Annotated in this window: 15 protein-coding genes; 12 read left to right on the top strand and 3 right to left on the bottom strand. The window is 36.9% G+C overall.

The window, feature by feature from the left end; genetic code table 11:
• Nucleotides 1-15 precede the first annotated feature (15 nt).
• On the bottom strand, nucleotides 16-1,230 hold the full coding sequence (gene metK / locus G626_RS0108470) for a methionine adenosyltransferase (RefSeq protein ID WP_022932359.1): 1,215 nt from the start codon (nucleotides 1,228-1,230) through the stop codon (nucleotides 16-18).
• A gap of 187 nt (nucleotides 1,231-1,417) precedes the next feature.
• Between metK and G626_RS0108465 the strand changes: the two genes are divergently transcribed.
• Nucleotides 1,418-1,732 (top strand): isoamylase early set domain-containing protein, encoded by a 315-nt coding sequence (locus G626_RS0108465; RefSeq protein WP_022932358.1) that lies wholly within the window; start codon nucleotides 1,418-1,420, stop codon nucleotides 1,730-1,732.
• Nucleotides 1,733-1,828: 96 nt separating this feature from the next.
• Here G626_RS0108465 and G626_RS17435 read toward each other — a convergent pair whose 3' ends face one another.
• Together G626_RS17435 and G626_RS18205 are read right to left on the bottom strand one after the other, a co-directional pair.
• Nucleotides 1,829-2,509, bottom strand: a complete 681-nt coding sequence (locus G626_RS17435; protein ID WP_022932357.1) for an MgtC/SapB family protein — start codon at nucleotides 2,507-2,509, stop codon at nucleotides 1,829-1,831.
• A 79-nt stretch (nucleotides 2,510-2,588) separates the two neighbouring features.
• The gene (locus tag G626_RS18205) at nucleotides 2,589-3,314 is read right to left on the bottom strand and encodes a hypothetical protein (RefSeq protein WP_022932356.1); all 726 of its coding nucleotides are present in this window, start codon (nucleotides 3,312-3,314) and stop codon (nucleotides 2,589-2,591) included.
• A gap of 57 nt (nucleotides 3,315-3,371) precedes the next feature.
• On the opposite strand from G626_RS18205, the gene G626_RS0108450 reads away from it, so the two are divergent.
• From G626_RS0108450 to G626_RS0108400, 11 genes are all read left to right on the top strand, one after another.
• Nucleotides 3,372-4,601, top strand: a complete 1,230-nt coding sequence (locus G626_RS0108450) for a dicarboxylate/amino acid:cation symporter (protein WP_022932355.1) — start codon at nucleotides 3,372-3,374, stop codon at nucleotides 4,599-4,601.
• Nucleotides 4,602-4,657: 56 nt separating this feature from the next.
• Nucleotides 4,658-5,578: a hypothetical protein gene (locus G626_RS0108445; protein ID WP_022932354.1), complete on the top strand. Its 921-nt coding sequence runs from the start codon at nucleotides 4,658-4,660 to the stop codon at nucleotides 5,576-5,578.
• A 94-nt stretch (nucleotides 5,579-5,672) separates the two neighbouring features.
• Nucleotides 5,673-7,199, top strand: a complete 1,527-nt coding sequence (locus tag G626_RS0108440) for a type I restriction-modification system subunit M (RefSeq protein ID WP_022932353.1) — start codon at nucleotides 5,673-5,675, stop codon at nucleotides 7,197-7,199.
• Entirely contained in the window at nucleotides 7,196-8,326 is a 1,131-nt protein-coding gene (locus tag G626_RS17430) for a restriction endonuclease subunit S (protein WP_022932352.1), read from the top strand. Before G626_RS0108440 ends, G626_RS17430 begins: the two co-directional genes overlap by 4 nt.
• 5 nt (nucleotides 8,327-8,331) lie before the next feature.
• The gene (locus tag G626_RS0108430; protein ID WP_022932351.1) at nucleotides 8,332-9,783 is read left to right on the top strand and encodes a KAP family P-loop NTPase fold protein; all 1,452 of its coding nucleotides are present in this window, start codon (nucleotides 8,332-8,334) and stop codon (nucleotides 9,781-9,783) included.
• Between the two features lie 112 nt (nucleotides 9,784-9,895).
• Complete coding sequence (gene xerA / locus G626_RS0108425; protein ID WP_022932350.1) at nucleotides 9,896-10,888, top strand: site-specific tyrosine recombinase/integron integrase; 993 nt, start codon at nucleotides 9,896-9,898, stop codon at nucleotides 10,886-10,888.
• 3 nt (nucleotides 10,889-10,891) lie between these two features.
• The gene (locus G626_RS15900) at nucleotides 10,892-11,521 is read left to right on the top strand and encodes a restriction endonuclease subunit S (RefSeq protein ID WP_022932349.1); all 630 of its coding nucleotides are present in this window, start codon (nucleotides 10,892-10,894) and stop codon (nucleotides 11,519-11,521) included.
• Nucleotides 11,518-12,510 carry a DUF3644 domain-containing protein gene (locus tag G626_RS0108415; protein WP_022932348.1) on the top strand — a complete coding sequence of 331 codons (993 nt, stop codon included), beginning with the start codon at nucleotides 11,518-11,520 and terminating at the stop codon, nucleotides 12,508-12,510. Before G626_RS15900 ends, G626_RS0108415 begins: the two co-directional genes overlap by 4 nt.
• 154 nt (nucleotides 12,511-12,664) lie before the next feature.
• Nucleotides 12,665-16,036 carry a DEAD/DEAH box helicase family protein gene (locus G626_RS15895; RefSeq protein ID WP_022932347.1) on the top strand — a complete coding sequence of 1,124 codons (3,372 nt, stop codon included), beginning with the start codon at nucleotides 12,665-12,667 and terminating at the stop codon, nucleotides 16,034-16,036.
• 71 nt (nucleotides 16,037-16,107) lie between these two features.
• Nucleotides 16,108-18,516, top strand: coding sequence for a helix-hairpin-helix domain-containing protein (locus tag G626_RS0108405; protein ID WP_022932346.1), 2,409 nt, complete (start codon nucleotides 16,108-16,110; stop codon nucleotides 18,514-18,516).
• 166 nt (nucleotides 18,517-18,682) lie between these two features.
• Nucleotides 18,683-20,008 (top strand): hypothetical protein, encoded by a 1,326-nt coding sequence (locus G626_RS0108400; protein WP_022932345.1) that lies wholly within the window; start codon nucleotides 18,683-18,685, stop codon nucleotides 20,006-20,008.
• Nucleotides 20,009-20,017: the final 9 nt, after the last annotated feature.

Below are 20,017 nucleotides of genomic sequence, written 5' to 3'. Positions count from 1 at the left end.
GCTTGACCCGGGGATCTAGTTCAAAGCGGCTTTAAGTTCGCTAACCTTATCTGTCTGTTCCCAAGGGAAGCCTTCGCGGCCAAAGTGACCGTAAGATGCTGTCTTTCGGTAAATAGGCTGCTTAAGGTTCAGAGTCTTGATGATTCCGGCTGGTGTACAGTCGAATACCTTTTCAACGGCTGCTTCAATCTTGTTGCGTGGAGCCTTTTCTGTTCCAAAGGTTTCAACCATGATAGAAACAGGGAAAGGAACACCGATTGCATAAGCAAGTTCAACTTCGGCGCGGTCTGCAAGACCTGCTGCTACAACGTTCTTTGCAATATAGCGGGCCATATAAGCAGCCGAACGGTCTACTTTCGACGGGTCTTTACCACTAAATGCACCACCACCATGGCGGCCCATTCCACCGTAAGTATCTACAATGATTTTACGTCCTGTGAGTCCGGAGTCTCCGTCTGGTCCACCAGTTACAAACTTACCTGTAGGATTGATGAAGTATTTTGTATCATCCTTCAAAAGTCCAGTTGGTTCAAGAACAGGCTTAATGATTTCTTCTATTATAGTCTTCTTGATTGTGTCGTAATCAACATCAGGATTATGCTGATGAGAAACTACAACAGTGTCGATGCGGCAAGGCTTGTTGATTTCATCATATTCAACTGTAACCTGAGACTTTGCATCCGGGCGCAGCCAGGCGATTTTACCTGAATGGCGGAGTTCATGAGCCTTCAAAAGAATCTGGTGTGAATAATAAACCGGAGCCGGCATAAATGAAGGAGTTTCGTTGCAGGCATAACCGAACATCATACCCTGGTCTCCGGCACCCTGCTGGCCTTCGTATTCTGCAAGACCAGTGCCAACAACGCCCTGGTTAATATCAGCTGACTGAGCGTGAAGACGATTCATAAAAATACAGTTTGCACCGTCCAGTCCTACTTCAGGAGCGTTGTAACCGATGTCGAGGGCAACGCCACGAGCAATTTTTTCAACCTGAGCATTGAATTTCTTTGTAAATTCAGCATCAACCTTGATATTCTGAAAGCCGATTTCACCACCAACCAGCAAAAAGTCGGTTGTAGAAAAAGATTCACAGGCAACGTGGGCATCAGGGTCAAGAGAAAGGCAGTAATCGAGAACTGCATCAGAAACCTGATCACAAAGCTTATCCGGGTGACCTTCACCAACAGATTCAGATGTAAATAAATAATGATTGTTAGATAAGATAGACATATTGGTCTCCTATTTAGCAAGATTTTTTTCCCTCATACGAGGAAAAGCCCGCCCTGCAATTTGGATAAATCGACGGGTAATAGATGTAGAATAAATTGTAAAAGTACTATATTGCATAAAATAGAAAAATGCAATATTTTTACTATAAAAGGTTAGGGGAAAAAGTTAAAAACTCAGGAGTTTATTAATGTCATTAAAAAAATCTTTTTCAAAGGATAACAAGACCTGCACTGTTACATTCATTGTGTCTAAAGAAGCTGCTCAGGGAGCAAAAACAATTAATCTTGCCGGCGACTTTAACAGCTGGAGCAGTACTGATACACCCCTTACCCTTGGAAACGATGGAAGCTTTTCTGTAAGCCTTGACCTTGCTGCAGACCGCGAATATCAGTTCCGCTATCTTTTAGACGGCTGCCGCTGGGAAAACGACTGGAAGGCCGACAAATATATTCCAGCCCCTTTCAGCAATGCAGATAATTCTGTGGTAGTTACTCGCCAGTAATCCGAATAGTGATTTCGATACGCCCTACGGGCTACTCAATCACCGGTGGTTGAGTGTTCGCGAAGCGAATGTATCGAAACCACCAGTTACAACCTATCAATCTCCAACTTTATCATCCAGCTTAAAATTCACCAGATTTTCCAGATTCTCAATTTCTTTTATAAAATCAACCAGGCTGAGTCTGTCTGGTGTTTTGGTAGTAAATACAAGTGTAGTCTGATTTTCAGGTTTGTTATATTCAATGTTCATGTCATGAATTATAAAGCCGTATCGAAGCATAATTTCTGACAAGAGTTCTTTCTGAATATCAGTTCCAGAAAAGGTGATTGTAAAAAGTTTAGATTTTGCAGCCGGGAAGATTTTCTTTTCCAGGCGGTTCATAATAAACAGAACAATTGCCAGTGCCAGCATTGTAAGCAGGGCAGGAACATAAAGGGCGGCTCCACAGGCAAGACCTACGGCAGAGGCGGTAAAGATGATTGCGGCAGTAGTAAGGCCACGGATATTAAGACCATAGCGCATGATTGCACCACCACCAATAAAGCCTATTCCCGAAGCAACTCCGGCCGCAATACGGGTAGGGTCGCCTTCTACATTAAAGGCTTCTGCCATGTAAACAGAAAGAATAGAAAGCAGACAAGAAGAAATACTGATTAAAACAAGAGTTCTTATACCAACCGAATGCTGGCGGGACTTTCGTTCAATTCCAAGACAAAAACCGCATGCAAAGCTTACGGCAATTCTTACGGCATAATCAATATAAATATTATAATTCATGATATCCTCATCCTGTTGTCATTCCCCGGCTTGACCGGGGAATCTAGATTGTCGGGGCAAGCCCGACAATGACACTTATTTACTTAAATAATGAAAAGCCGGTAGAAAGTTTTGCACCAACCTTATTCCATACAGTTGCCTGTTTTACAGTCTGTGGATTTTTCATTGCTTTTACAGAATCAAAGGCAGAAACAACCCAGTCTGCAATGCCGTCTTCATTTTTATAAAAATCGTTTGTATAGGCGCATTTTGCAAGAATAACAGAAAGAAAATCGCGGTCTGCAACATTTGTAGAAAAGTTTTCTGCACTTGCACAGAAGGCTGCCTGAGCGGCACTTACAAGAGTGCTTGCAGGTACAAGACCTGATGTTTTAGAAGACAGCATATCGTATTTAGACGGATATTCTTTTACAAGGAATAAAACAGAAATCTTTTCTTTTCTCTGATCAATTCGTTTTAAAAGCTCTGTTGCGGAAAAAATAAAACCGCTTATCATTGTATCAATTCCGTTGGAAAGATCTTCTGTGCGGTCCAGCTCAAACTGGGTGCAGAAATTAGAAGCATCAAAGTAAAAAACAACTTCATCAAGGGATTCAAGCTTTGTTTCAGCCTTAATAATTACAGAATGAGCCGAAACTGCAGAAGATTTGTTCCAGGTAGTTGCATAAATCTTTTCAGACTCAAATTTTGAAGCATCTGCTTCGGATTTTGCTACACAAAAAACCTGACGACCTGAATCTGCAAGTGCTTCTGCAAAAGCAAGCCCGTCCGGCAAATCTTTTCCAATAAACAGAGTATTAGCCATATTTTGATTATAACACACTATGGCATTGCATTCCATACTATGTTATAATGAAAAACTATGAAAGTTTGGATTAAATATTTGATTGGTGTAGCCCTAGGTGTGCTGGCAGCTTTTATTCTCCCTACAGAAAATGCTGCCTTTGCAAATGCAGTTGCTTTTCTTACAGAGCTTTTTATAAGAGTAGGAAGATATGTGGTTGTTCCACTGCTTTTTACAAGTGCAATTGTTGCTGTAAACAAACTGCGATCATCTAAAATCCTTTTAAAAACTACAGGAATAACCCTTCTTATTATTGTTGCATCGACTTTGATCCTGACTTTAGTAGGTCTTGCTTCCATTCTGATTGTAAAGCTTCCCCGCATTCCTATTACCGTAGACATTGCCACAGAAACTTTTTCACTCGATGTAAAGGGCCTGATTCTTTCACTCTTCCCATACTCAGGTTTTGAAGCCTTACGCGAAGGTTCTTTCCTTCTGGTTTGTCTTGTTTTTGCCTTCATAATCGGCTGGGAATCAGCTTCGGAAGAAATTGCCTTTAAGCCGGTTTTTGCATTATCTGATTCACTTTCAAATCTTTTCTATAACATTGCAAACTTCTTTACAGAAATTATGGCAATTTTTGGAATTGCAATTGTATGTTATTGGACTATGGATTTCCGCAAGGTAATTGAGCCTGGAATCTATACCCCTATGATTATTATGTTTATTGTAGATTTTGTGATTGTGGCTGGTATTATATATCCGGTTATCCTGCATTTTGTATGCCATGACCCCCATCCATACAAGGTTTTGTATGCAAGTATTGCACCGCTCATTCTTTCCTTCTTCAGCGGAGATTCAAACCTCGTAATTCCTCTTGTAAACCGCCATTTACGCGACAGTCTTGGAATTCGCCGCCGCTGCCGAGGTTATACATACCCTATGTTTTCTATTTTTGCACGAGGTGGTTCGGCACTGGTAACAAGTATTTCCTTTATTTTAATCTGGCGTTCATATTCAAGCCTGAGCATGCCGGTATCTGATATTCTCTGGATTTTTGGTCTTTCATTTGGTCTTTCATTCCTGCTTGGAGGAATTCCTTCCGGAGGAGCCTTTGTTCTGCTTACAATTCTTTGTTCAAAATATGCCCGGGGCTTTGAAACAAGCTTTTTGCTGCTTAAGCCTGCTTCTATGATTATCTGTTCTTTTGCGGCCTTGTTTGACACACTTACCGCAATGGTTGGAAATTATATTGTAGCAGTCAAAACAAAGAATATTGAACATCATTCAATTACACATTTTATTTAAGTGTTGTTTTTTTCAAAATATGAGATATAATATCAAAGATTAGATAGAGGTGTGCTTTGGGTATTTCTGTAAACGACATTGTAACTGGACGAAAAACTTTCTTCATCTTACCCGATACCTCATTAATGCCTGAATCTTATCTCGAAGATTATTTCGCCTTAGGCTATGAATGTTATTATGTTCCTTTTGACAAGCGAGTTAATATCAAAAAAAAGGTAAAGGTAATAACCTCTCTCTTCAAAGATTTAATAATCTTCTTTAACATTGATTATAATCTCCCGAATTTTGACTGGGATGATTTTATCTACGAATATATCCATGAAAATAACAATGCCTCTTCTGTAGGTATTATGTACGCAAAACGCCAGACAAAGGCAGAAAAATCCTTAATTGAGCGTAAATACCTGTATGAAATGGGAATCCGCTGTGGTTGTATCCAGCTTGAATATCAGAAGGCTCATAATTTTGACCTTGTTGCAAAGATTCTGTATGCAAATCAGGCACAGGGAAGGCGTAAGACAATCCGTGCTCTCTGTACTTCTGCCTGTACCTATACCTATACATATGGTCAGTTCAAAGATTCTATGACGGGTGTTTTGCAGGATATAAGCCTTTCTCATTTTACAATTCTTGTTAGTGGTGTAGGGCTTGAAATTAAGCTTTATGAAAAGCTTTCTGATATCCACTTTAATATTCGCGGCTTCCTTTTCCGTTCAGATGCTGTTCTTGTAATGGAACGACCTATAAACGGAGATATGCTTTATGTTTTTGCTTTTGTAAATTCTGCCGGAACCAGCGGGCTTGACGACAGAACTCGAGGACTTCTTGTTCCGTCACTTTATAAACTCCTGTCTGTAAACTGTAATGCTATTCTGGATCAGATGTATGAGCAGATGAACGAAGCAGAAAAAGTTGATGAACTTGAATCCGTAGACAGCGAAAAAACTATCGAAGTTTCAGACGACGACATCTTGTAGTTTTTTTTCAAAATAATTAAATTTTTCTTATCCTTAAAAAAAAATTCTAAAACAAAAAAACTTTTTATTTAATAAAATATGTTAGAGGAAAAATATGATTACTGGTGAAGTAAAAAATAAACTCGACAATCTTTGGGATGCAATGTGGTCTAACCAGATGACCAACCCACTTATAGATATTCAGCAGATTACATATCTTATCTTTATTAAGATGCTCGATGACCAGCAGATTAAGAAAGAACGCAAGCTGAACGATATGATAGCAAGAGGCATCAAGATTGATAATTATGACAATGACCTTATCTTCAAAGAAGGTTGTTATGTAAATGATGATTTAAATATCAAGGTTGCTTATGCTGACCTTCGCTGGAATGTTTTTTCTCACTTTGAATCAAAGAAGATGTTTGCAAATCTTCGAGATAATGTTTTCCCATTTATCAAAACTCTTCACGGTGACAAGGCAACTTCTTTTACAGATTTTATGAAGGATGCACAGTTTGCAGTTTCATCTCCATACATTTTGCAGAAGATGGTTGATGCAATTAATGACCCGGGGCTTGGTTTTGATAAAGCTGATCTCATGGGCGATTGCTACGAATACCTTCTTTCGAAATGGGCTACATCTGGTGACAACGGCCAGTTCCGTACTCCTCGCCATATCATCGATATGATGGTAGAAATTGCAAAACCTACTCTCAAAGATACAATGATTGACCCAGCTATGGGCTCTGCCGGATTCCTTGCTGAAACTGCGAAATATATAGAAGAACATTACTCTGCAGAACTTTCAGATACAGAAAAGCGAAAACATTTTGATAATGTAATGTTCACTGGTTACGACACTGACCCTGACATGCTTCGCATCGGCTGTATGAATATGACACTTCACGGAGTAAATAATCCTACGATCAAATACAACAACTCTGTTGGTGAGGATTACGAAGATAAGGAACTCTATTCTTTGATTCTTGCAAACCCACCATTCAGCGGAAGCCTTGATCCAAGTACAGTTGCAAAATCACTTATTCAGATAAGTGGCGGAACAAAAAAGACGGAACTTTTATTCTTAAGTCTCTTCCTTCGTCTTCTAAAAACCGGTGGTCGCTGTGTAAGCATTATTCCTGTTGGTGTTTTGAACAACACAAATGACAAAGCCTACACAAAACTTCGCAAGGAACTTGTAGAAAACCAGAAGCTTGAAGGCGTAATCTTTATGCCGGGCGGAGTTTTCTATCCATATTCCGGAGTTCAGACAGGAATCCTTATTTTTACAAAAACGGACGCAGGCGGAACCGACAAAGTCTGGATGTACAACATGGAAAATGATGGTTATAGTCTAGACCAGAAACGCGATGCCATCGAAGCAAACGACATTCCAGATATCATCAACCGCTGGAACAATCGTGATAAAGAAGCAGAACGCACTCATTATGAAAAATCATTCCTCGTAGATAAGCAAGAAATTGTTGATAACGATTATGTTTTCAGCTTTAACAAATATCAGAAAAAGGAAGTTGAAAAGAAAGAATATCGTCCTGTAAAAGAAATCTTTGCTTCTATCAATGAACTGGAAAATCAGTTTTCTCAGATTATGAAAGAGTTGCAGGGAGCTGCGGAATGAAAAATCTAAAACTCTGTGAAATATGTGATGTTAGAGATGGTACACATGATTCTCCTTCATATTATTCAGAGGGATATCCCTTCATCACAACAAAAAATCTTGTGAATGGTTCAATTGATTTTTCTACAGCTTCTTTGATTTGTGAAAAAGATTATCAGCATTTTGATAAACGTTCTCATGTAGATGATGGTGATATCCTCATGCCTATGATTGGAACAATTGGTGGAGCTGTTCGTGTAAAAAAAGATAGAGATTTTGCTATAAAGAATGTCGCATTGATAAAGAAAAAAAACGAAAACATTGATTTTGATTTTCTACTTAATGTTTTAAATTCAAATAGAATGAAGTCATTTTTTGAACAGTATAAAACAGGAGGAACACAAAAATTTATTTCATTAACTTTTATTAGAAATCTCCCAATTCCTGATATTTCACTTGAAGAGCAAAAAGAAATTGCCACTAATTTGAAAAAAATCCAATCAGCCATAGACAACAAAAAACAACAACTTTCTCTACTTGATGAAGCTGTCAAATCCGAATTTGTCGAGATGTTTGGGAATCCAATTGATAATGACAAATCATTCCCAAAGAAAAGAATGACAGATGTTTGTCCTATTCAGGAAGCTAAATTACAAATTGTTTCAGATTCTGTTTGGCTATTAAATCTTGATATGATAGAACAGGATACAGGAACAATACTGGATAAACAGTTTGTATCTATGGATGAGGTTGGTAATTCAACCATTCAGTTTTCTTCTGATCATGTTCTTTATTCTAAATTAAGACCATATTTGAATAAAGTCGCTCTTCCTGATGAAGCTGGATATGCTTCTAGTGAATTAGTTCCATTTCTTCCGAAAAGAGAAATGAATAAGATTTATTTTGCATATTTATTACGAAGCGATTCGTTTGTAGAATTAATAAACTCAAAATCTGGTGGAGCTAAAATGCCAAGAGCTTCGATGGATTTTATTCGAAAATTCGAGATACCAGTTCCTCCTCTCAGCCTCCAAAAACAGTTCGCCGCTTTCGTCCAGCAAATCGACAAATCGAAATTTGTTGTAAAACAACAGATTGCAGATTTACAGGAACTGTTAGACAGCAAAATGCAAGAGTATTTTGGGTGAAAACTATGGAAGAAATTCAACGGTTAGAAGATATCGATATTCTCAATCGAACTGAATTTATAGGGAAAATTATCTCAACTGTTGAATATCATTCAAAAAATTCATTAAAGACTTCTTTTTCAATCCAAGGCGAATGGGGGTGTGGAAAATCTTGGATTTTAGATAGAGTTTTTGAACAGTTATACGATATTCAGGATGAAAAAATTGCTGGAGGACGTTACTGTGTTTTCAGATATAATGCCTGGAAATATGACTATTATGATGAACCATTAATTTCATTATTAATCAGTTTAAAAGAACAGTTTGAGGCATCTGAATCTGTATTTTTCAAAAGTCAGAAAGCTCAAGAAAACTATAAAGTTGTAAAAAAACTGATAAAAGAATCATTACTAGATTGTATAGAAGCAATCCAGAAATCTCCGTTAATAAATGTTATTGATTCAAGTCTTTTTCATATTTCAGGTTTAATCTGTTCAGCCGCAACAGTAAAAAGAAAAATTGAACAATATAAGGAAACTATAAAGGATGAAATTAGAAAATACGATCCTCATTATGATTTAAATACTTTAATGAATTCAATAATTGAGGGACTTAATAAAATTGCAGACAATAAAACTATTGTAGTTTTAGTTGATGAATTGGATCGCTGTTTACCAAAACACGCAATAAAGGTTTTGGAAAGGATGCACCATATCAGCCAAAATGTAAATAATATTCAATTCATATATGGAATTGATAAAACACAGATTGAGAATAATGTTGCCCATATATTTATGAGTGAAAATAATAATGAAAAAATAAAACAAGATAGAATAAAAAAATATCTTTCCAAGTTTATATCATTTGGTCTGCAAGTTCCTAAAGCCGAATATTCTAATGAAATTGAAAAGAAATATCCTTCTCTGTTCAGTTCTTTTGACAACATAAATACATGTACTTTTGATATAATAGAAAAAATCAGAATTATAGCTGCTGTTGTAACCCCTAGAGTTCTTGAGCAGGTTATTCAAAAAATAATTTTAGCTAATGGAATTCTATGTCAAAATAATGAGAAACAAGATTTTTCAGTTCTCGTTTATGAATTGTTTTATGCCATTGCTCAAGAATCGAATTTTGATTTTGCAAACAGTCATTTAAATAATGATTATCATCAACAAATTCTTGAACTTAGAAATCATAATAATATGGATCCAATTCGTGATATTTTTAATACGTTAATTGCATCCAATCCAGTTATGTATGGACATATACAAAGATTTCAAACTGATTATCCACTATGGATTAATCATGATAGTAGAATGAAAGCAATATTTGAATCTTCTATGTTATTTTATTTTGAAAGGACAAAAGGAAATGAAACTTTTTATTTCGAAGATAAAGGCATACAAAAGGAGATGGAAGAGAATACAGCGTACTTAAAACAATTTATCTCATATTATGTTTCTTTAGATATGTGAATCACAATTATTAAAGAACTCAAATTTATCCTCAAACAAAAATGATATAAAAAGTATAATATCAAGGAAAAGCTTCTTTTACTCGTTATAGATAAATAAGGAGTCTATAACTATGAAAGAATCACTTATAAAAAACATCGAACAGCAAATGTGTGCAAGCTTGAATAATGCACAAAATCAAAAATTGCATGAAGTCCTTACACATTGTCTTTATGAAGTAACGGTTTCTTCAGGCGTAACAGATAACAATCAATCTGCTAAAGATAATTCTTCTTTACTTGAAATCTTTCTAGCTGCAAAACATGTAGAAGGTTGTTCTGAACGCTCTATAAAATATTATAAGTCTACTTTGCAGAAAGCCATTACAATACTACAAAAACCATTTAACCAGATAGAAACTGAAGATTTACGACAATATCTTTCTAACTATCAGAAAATTAACAATGCAAGCAGAATGACAATAGATAATGTCCGACGCATTCTTTCAACATTTTTCACTTGGCTTGAAGATGAAAATTATATTCTAAAAAGTCCTGTTCGCCGTATTCACAAAATCAAAACAGCAAAACTTGTAAAAGAAACTTATTCTGATGAAACGCTGGTATTGCTTCGTGATAATTGCAAAACAGCTCGTGATCTTGCAATTATAGATATGCTTGCTTCTACAGGTATGCGTGTAAGCGAACTTATCACTTTGAACAAACAAGATGTAGATTTTGTAAACCGTGAATGTGTGGTATTTGGAAAAGGTGCCAAAGAACGACCTGTGTACTTTGATGCGCGAACAAAAATTCATCTTCTAAACTATTTGAACGAGCGCAAAGATAATAATCCAGCTCTATTTGTAAGCCTACTTGAACCGCACAACAGATTACAAATCAGTGGTGTTGAAATAGCACTCCGTAAGCTTGGCCGGAGCCTGAATATACACAAGGTACATCCTCATAAATTCCGTAGAACCCTGGCAACCCAAGCAATAGACAAGGGGATGCCTATAGAACAGGTCCAAAAGCTTTTAGGTCATCAAAAAATAGACACAACCATGGAATATGCCATGGTTGACCAGCAAAATGTCAAAATTTCTCATAAAAAATACATTGGTTAGCGTATGAACATTTTCAAATCCGAATTTGTCGAGATGTTTGGAGAAAATCCCGTTGAAAATGGAAAATGGAAAATTACAACTCTTGGTAAGATTGCTGAAATTGGTTCTAGTAAGCGTATATTTGCATCAGAATATGTTTCTTCAGGAATTCCATTTTATCGCAGTAAAGAAATAATCGAATTAAGTAAAAACTTAAAACCTTCTGTTGAGTTATTTATATCAAAGGAACGTTATGAAGAAATAAAAAATAAAAATGGTGTTCCAGAAATTGGTGATATTCTTATGACTGCAGTAGGAACTATTGGCAAATTTTGGGAAGTAAATACAGATAAGCCATTTTATTATAAAGATGGAAATTTAGTTTATATTAGATGTAAGATTTTTAATTCAACTTTCTTTAGATATATTCTTGAAAGTCTGATTGAAGCATTTAAACAACAAAATCTTGTTGGAAGCGCATATTCTGCTTTAACAATTGATAGATTAAAGCAAATGACTGTACCTATGATTGAATTAGATCTACAAAACAAATTTGCTGCTTTCGTCCAACAAATCGACAAATCGAAATTTGTATTGCAACAACAACTACAATTTATCAAAAAGTATGCTATAATATTTAAGAAAATAAAATGAGCAGCTTAACAGAAAAATTACTTGAAAAGTCAAAAGAAGCGTTTGTTCTCGCAATTGAAATTTATAACAAACCTACCATTAGATATCGGGTAGAAGGTTTTGCTTTCTTTATTTGCAACGCATGGGAATTAATGCTTAAAGCACATATCATAAACAAATTTGGTGAATCGGAAATCTACTATAAAGATAATCCAGAACGTACCAAAACATTGGAAAACTGTATAAAAATTGTTTTTACAAATGATAAAGATCCACTCCGAATGAATCTGGAAAAAATCATTGAGCTTCGTAATACAAGTACACATTTCATCACAGAAGAATATGAAATGGTCTATGTTCCATTGTTCCAGTCATGTATTTTTAATTTCTCTGAGAAAATGCTTCAATTTCATGATTTTGATGTTACAAAGCTAATTTCCTTAAACTTCTTAAATCTTGTTGTAAAAGAAAAAGCACTAGATGAAAATGAAGTTCGTGCAAAATACTCAGAACAAATTGCAGATAAACTTCTTAGTTTAAATACAAAGATTTCTAAAATTTCATCTGAAAGTAATTCTACTTTTTCTATCAGAATTGAACATGATTTTTACATTACAAAAGATAAGACTAAAGCAACAGATTCTGTATTTATTGATAAGAATGCAACTACAGGAATTAAAATTGTAAAAGAACTCAAAGATCCAAATGAAACTCATAGATATACCTCTAAAAAAGTTTGTATCGAAGTTGCAAAACGTATTGAACGTGAAAAACTGAATATACTTTATAAGGGTGAGAAACTACGTACATTCAACATGTACCATCTTGGGCTCTTTAGCAAATACTACAAAATTAAAGATAATCCAAAATGGTGTTATGTATATAAAGTAAATACCACACCAACATATTCTTATTCACAGCAGGCAATTGATTTTATTATTGAAGAAATAAAAAAGGATCCAGAAAATATTTTGGATAAGCTAAAAGAAAAAGGACAAAAAAAGAGCTAACCCCAGGGGCAAAGGATTCTAAGCGTTACGCCTACTCCCATTCGGGAACCCAGCCTGTTTCCTTCTCAAGTTAGCTTTAATTATATTGTAAACATTATCCGGATGAAAATCAAGAAAAATCTTCCGGAAGAATTGTATATATGGAGCAGGAAGAATGAACTTTGATTATTTAAAGGGAAATACAAAACTTCAAGAATTGTACACTCTTTGTAATGAAACAGAAATTTTTGCAGTTAATTATCCTGCTGTTTCAGCACGCTCTGCTCGTAACGCGTTGGAATGGGTAGTCAAACTTTTTTATCTGACTAAAAAAGGTAAATATTCAGAAACTTCAACTTTATTTGATTTAGTAAACTCCGCTGATTTTACTTCGTATATTGATGAGCCTTTATTAAGCGCAATTCATTTAATTCGTATGATTGGAAATAGTGCCAGTCATGCAGAAGTTGTATCAAAGAATGAATCATTAAAAGTTCTGGAAGCTCTTCATAACGTTGTAGGAGAGATTTTAAAATTCTTAGGAATAATAGATTCATATCCTGTTTTTGATAAATCAAAAATCCCATCAGCCAGTCCTGTTACTCCTGAACCTGTTAGCCTTGATTCAAACGGGCAGCCAAAGAAAAAATATAAAGTTGTAATTGTTAAAAAAGATTTTGAAGGCTATAAGAAGAAAATAGATACTTCTTCAAAAATGTCTTCATCAATTGATTTTTCAGAAGCTGAGACTCGTAAGATCTTTATTGATACGGCACTTCGAGAAGCTGGCTGGACTGTATGTCAATCAAAAGGCCTTATAAAAGCTGGAACTGCAAGTATTGAAATCCCTGTAAAAGGAATGCCTTCTACAAGTGGTGATGGTTTTGCGGATTATGTTCTTTTTGATGATGATAATAAACCACTTGCAGTCATTGAAGCTAAACGTACATCAAAAGATGTAGATGCCGGAAGTGTTCAGGCTCGTCTTTATGCTGACTGTTTGGAAAAAACATATAATGTCTGTCCTATAATCTTCTATACTAACGGGTATCAGATTTATATGGTGGATGGCGGATATCCTGCAAGAAGAGTCTTTGGGTATTATTCTAAAGAAGAGTTACATTCGCTTATAGTAAAGAGAAAACTAGATAAAATTACAGATAATCGTGTAGACACAAATATTTCTGATCGTCCATTTATTCAGATGGCATGTACTGCAGTATGTGATGCATATTCTGCAAAACGCCGTAGTGCCTTAAATGTAATGGCAACAGGAACTGGAAAAACTCGTTTTGCAATTTCTCTTGTTGATATCTTAATGCGTAATGACTGGATAGAGCATGTTTTATTTTTGGCAGACAGAAAGGAACTTGTAAGCCAGGCATTTAAAGCATTTGAAAAACATTTGCCGGATTCTTCACGTTGTGCAGTTTATTCTGGCTCACCTACAGAGTTAGATCCAAATGCACGTATTGTTGTTTCAACTTATCCGAGTATCTTAAACCTGATAGATGCTGATGAAAGAAAGTTCGGAGTAGGTCATTTTGATTTGATAATTGTTGATGAATGTCACCGTTCTGTTTATAACAAATACCTTGCAATCTTAAGATATTTTGATTCGCTGGTTCTGGGATTAACAGCCACGCCAAAAGACCAGGTTGATGCAGATACTTATACTCTGTTCGGTGTAGATAAAAACAAACCAACTTATGAATATGATTATGAAACTGCAGTAAGAGAAGGCTTCCTTGTTGATTATACTGTAATTGATAAGACAACAAAACTTTTAAAAAGAGGGCTTAAGTATTCTGATTTATCTGATTCAGAAAAATCAGAATATGAGGATGAATTTACAGAAGACGGTGTTATGCCTCAAGAAATCCCGCATGATGAATTTTACAGAAACATAATAAATCTTCCTACCATAGATTTGGTTATCAATACATTGATGACACAAGGTCTTAGAACAAAAGGTGGCGAGGAGCTTGGAAAAACAATTTTGTTTGCAGTGGACCATGAGCATGCGGTAAAAATTGTTGAGCGTTTTAAGTATTTATATCCAGAAAAAGGAGACACTTACTGTCAGCTGATAGACTATTCTGTTAATTATGCAAGTGCCATAATTGATGACTTTAAGGTTCCAAATAAAGAACCTGTAATTGCTGTTAGTGTTGATATGCTTGATACAGGAGTTGATGTTCCTGAAGTTTTAAATCTTGTTTTCTTTAAGAGAGTACGTTCTCCTATTAAGTTCTGGCAAATGATAGGTCGCGGAACTCGTATCTGTAAAAACTTTGAAGTATTCTCTCCAGATGCTTCTACTTTTGGAAAACATGAGCAGAGTGAACCTGCAGAACCAGTTGAATGCAAAGATTATGATTCAAAACAAGGCTTCTTTATTGTTGATTTCTGCGATAACTTTTCATTCTTCAGCATGAACCCTAAGGGAGTTATTCCAAAGCATACACTTTCAATTACAGAACGAATTTTTAATCTTAAGCTTGATATGGTTGCAGCTCTTCAAGGAATTGAACATCAGGAAAATCCAGATCATAAAAAGTATTATGACAAATGGCGTAAAGAACTATGGACTTGTGTAAAAGGCTTGAATCGTCATCTTGTAAATGTAAACTGGGAAATTGCTTATGTGGACAAATACTCAAACGAAACTGAGTGGTATGATTTGCATAAATTGAAGGTTGCTCAGATAAAATCTCAGATTACATATCTTGTTGAAAGTGAAGCAGATGATATATATGCAAAAACCTTTGATGCCTGGTTATTCAACATGGAACTTACCGAAATCATTGGGGAAAAGGATTATAACAAAGCTGTTGAGAAAGTAACAACTGTATGTTATCAGCTCCTGGAAAAAGCTCAGATTCCTCAGATCGCGGCAAAGACTGAGAGCTTAAAGAAAATTATTTCTACCGAGTTTTGGCAGGAAAGAAGCCTAGATAAACTTGAGTTTGTCAGAACAGAAGTACGCGATTTGATGAAATTTCTGGTTGAAATCAAACCACCTATCAAAGTTACAAATTTTGAAGATGAACTTGTTGATAAGGATAAGACTGGTACCCATGTAACTCCAAGTATTAAGAGTTACAAACAGCGAGTATTGGATTACCTTGCTGAAAACAATGATTCTGCTGTTATCTGGAAAATCAAAAACATTGTTCCAATTACAGAAAAGGATATCGATATTTTACAGCATATTCTATGTGAAGAACTTGGTTCTGAAGAAGAATACGAAGAAATTGCAAATGGTGTACCACTGCCAGTTTTTGTACGAAAGATTGTAGGGCTTGATGTAGAAGCTGTAAATAAGATATTCAGTGAATATTTGTCAAAGTACAATTTTAACTCTGCACAGGAAGAGTTCCTGCATCATATTGTTACTTATGTATTACAAAATGGCGACATAGTTCCAGCAAATATTATTTCAAACGCACCATTTAATAATCTTGATTACACAGAAATCTTTGATGATAATTCGGACGCAGTGTTTGAATTGATTGATGTATTGCATGGAGCAATTGCAGCGTAGAAGAAATAAAATGGTTCTGAGATTTTCGGACTTGACCCGACAATCTTCTTTTCACTACAATTACTCCCACTATGGAATTTACACAAGAAACTATCGACGCACTTTCAGTTAATGAAGTGGAAATTATGAAAAAAATCGCGGAAGAACTTAATATCCGCGTGCAGCAGGTGAGTGCTGTTATCAGCCTGGTTGAAGAAGGATGTACAATCCCATTCATCAGCCGTTACCGCAAGGAAAAGCATGACAATCTTGATGAGGTTCAGGTTCGCGACTGTGACCACCTCTATAAATCATATCATAACCTTGAAGACCGCCGCCTTGAAATTGTAAAAGGCATTTTTGCTCAGGGAAAACTTACTGAAACTTTGTATAACGCCGTTATGTCGGCTACTACAATGACTGCCCTTGAAGACCTTTGGGCTCCATTCAAGAAAAAGAAGAAGACCCGCGGAATGATTGCCGCAGAAAAGGGACTTGAGCCTCTGGCTGATTTTATTTTGGCTGATAATGATGACGCTGCCTGCGAGAAGGAAGCAGAAAAGTTTATTAAAACTGATAATGAAGACCCGGCTTTGAATGTGGAGTCGGCCGCTGACGCCCTCACCGGTGCAAAAGATATCATAGCAGAGCGTGTTTCCCAGGAAACTTCTAACCGCGAAGCAATTCACGACCTTTATATGAGAACCGGTACAATTAAAACAAAGGGTATCGTTCCTGAGGGACAGGATGCTGCCGTTGCAGAGAATACTTCTACCTACAAAATGTACTGGGATTACAGTGAGCCTTTGAACGAGGTAAAACCACACCGCATTCTCGCAATTAACCGCGGCGAGCGCGAAGGTGCCCTTGAAGTTACTATTGATGTTGATGTAGATGCAGCAATTGCTGATTTGCAGCGTCGTGCAGACATTCACAATAACTATCATAAAGATGCTATTGAAGACGGCGTTGTTCGTCTTTTGAGTCCTGCCGTTGTGCGCGAAATCCGTAGTGACGAAGCAGACGAGGCTGATGTTCACGGAATCGGTATCTTCAGCGAAAACCTCAAAAACCTTTTGATGACCCAGCCAATTAAGGGAAGTCGCGTGCTTGGTGTTGACCCTGGTATTCGTACAGGTACAAAGTGTGCTGCCCTCGACGAAACAGGTAAGTACCTCGGCTACTTTAAGTTCTTTCAGGTTACAGACCCGGACGGCTCTTACAAAATGATTAACGACGCCATCGACAAATACGACATTCAGGTAGTTGCAGTTGGTAACGGTACCGGCTCACAGGAAGTTCAGGCAATCGTAAGCAAGGTTATCAGCGATAACTATAATGATGTAGTTTACACCGTAGTTGATGAATCAGGTGCTTCGGTTTATTCGGCAAGTGATATTGCCCGCGAAGAATTCCCGGATCTGGACCTTACAATTCGTGGTGCCATCTCTATGGGTCGCCGCCTGCAGGACCCACTCAGCGAACTCGTTAAAATTGACCCTAAGGCAATTGGTGTAGGCCTTTATCAGCACGATGTAAATCAGAAAAAGCTTGCTGAACAGCTTGATGAAGTTGTAGGCTCGGTTGTAAATAACGTTGGGGTAAACCTCAATACTGCGTCCTACTCACTTTTGAAGTACGTTTCGGGCATCAACGCCACTACAGCAAAGAAAATTGTTGCCTACCGCGACCAGAACGGCAAAATCAAGAGCCGCGAAGACCTTAAAAACGTACCTGGCCTTGGACCAAAAGCCTTTGAGCAGTGTGCCGGCTTCCTTAAGATTGCAGAAAGCTCAGACCCGCTGGACAATACCTGGGTTCACCCTGAAAACTACGACGCAGCCCGCGAGGTTCTTCCATATATTCAGAAAAAAGAAAAGGTTCCTGCAGACTTAATCAAAAAGCTTGCAGAAAAATATAACATAGGCGAAACAACTGTAAAAGACATCGTTGACGAACTTCAGAAGCCAAACCGCGACCCTCGCGACGGCTATCCTGCTCCAATCATGCAGAAGGGTGTTTTGCAGTTCGAAGACCTCAAGGAAGGAATGAAGGTAACCGGAAAAATCAAAAACGTAGTAGATTTTGGTGCCTTTGTTGACATCGGCCTCCACGAAACAGGTCTCGTTCACCTTAGTGAGCTTTCAGACAGCTTCGTAGAAAACCCTATGGACGTTGTAAAGGTCGGTGATGTTCACGAGTTTACTATTATTGAACTTGACCGCGACCGCCGCCGCATTGCACTTTCCCTTAAGAGTGATGCAGCAAGCCGTGCAGGTACTGGCCAGAAGAGCTCTGTCCGCCGCGACAGTCCACGCGATGGCGCTTCAGGCAGTGGAAATGGCACAGGCCGCCGCGTAGTAGTAGTAAAGAAGGGCGGTGCCTCATCAAAAGGTGGCTTCGATACAAACGCTTCGCGTTCACTCAACCACCGGGCCGACCGTGATGACGATGGAATGAGCTATAATCCATTTGCGGCTTTTTTCAACAATAAAAAGTAGCAAAAAAACATCTAAAAGTGTTCTTTTTTCGTGCCTTATGTGTTATAATCCATAGGCACGAGAGAGGAGTACAATTTAAAAATACAAAAAGTCTTTTTAATTTAATCCGAAAATTGTTATATCTATGAGAGTTTTCCGCAGAAACTGCGGTTTCAGGAGGTGTCTTATGAAAAAAATAGCGAAAGCTATAATTTCTATGGGCGTTGTTATGGCATTTGCCGGTTGTTCCTGGCAGATTCCACAGACTGTAGCTGTAAAAACAGAAGCAGATTACAGTTTTTCTTTAGGTAATTTTACAAATGACCTTGATGAAAGCATGGATAAGGATTCTATGCTGGGTAATTCGGACGGAGTTGCAAACGTTGCAAAGTACGATTATTTCCCTGGAAAAATCGATAAAAATACCCAGCATTATCTGCTGGATTTAAAGGTACTTGATGCTACGGTAGTATCTAGCGATACAGCTAAATCTTCATCTGTGTTTGGATCAATAACAGAAGTAACCGATGATGTACCAATTAATACTCTTGAAAATAGTACTGCTACTGTTGGTCTCGATTTTAATCCTTCAACAATTCTTGTCGATATGGCTTCTTCAATGGGTAATGACCTGGAAGGTAAGATCAAGTTTGCTTCAGTTCCAATGTATTTATATTGTGTTATGCCTGAAGGGCTGGATGCCAATGTAGAATTGAAAATGTTCTATGGAACAAAAGACAGCACTCCGGTTCAAAATACTACTCCAGAAGTAATTTTTGATAATGGAATAGAAAATAAACCTAAGCCTGCTTTTCAGATGGAAGATAATACAGTAATTACAAATTTTGACAATACATCTTATGTAAACAAAGTTTTTGTTACTGACTATTTGAACATGCAGAATATTCCGGAAGAGTCACAGTTGTGTATTTCATATGAATTGTCAGCCGTAAAAGCTAAACGAGGTTTTGATGTTGCATATGCAAACGAACATGGTATTGCAATACAAATTTACGCCGTAATCGACCTTCCACTGTACTTTGACGTTCTTGAAGATGTCGCAATGGACGTAAATAAGATGTCTGGCGGCTCAGAAGAAGCAGCTGAAGCAACAGAAACCAGCAACGACGCTGTAACAGAAACAAAAGAAAATGAATTCTCTAAATATCTGAATGTTATGGATGCAGTTTCATTCAAATATATTATTTATAATCTTCCGCTTTATTCTTCGGCAGGTATGTCACTTGGAATCGACCTTGTTGGTGACGGCAATTATGAAAGAGGAACTGAAATAAAGTTTGTTGAAAAAGGCAAGAATATTACAGAAGATGATAAGAGTGTTATGGAATTGAAGCAGACTACAATTCAGAGAATGAAGGCTGCATCTCAAATCAATCCTAACTTTAAGATTTTTATCAATAAAGATACACGATTCTCAATTCCTCGTGAAAAGAAAATTGATATGAATATCGAAATCGGTTTTACAACTAATGGAACTGTTCAGGTAAAATAAGGGGGTAGG

The sequence above is a fragment of the Treponema bryantii NK4A124 genome, assembly GCF_000421345.1.
Lineage (GTDB): Bacteria > Spirochaetota > Spirochaetia > Treponematales > Treponemataceae > Treponema_D > Treponema_D bryantii_B.
The sequence above is the reverse complement of the archived record's forward strand: the minus strand, read 5'-3'. Positions and strand labels throughout refer to the sequence as shown.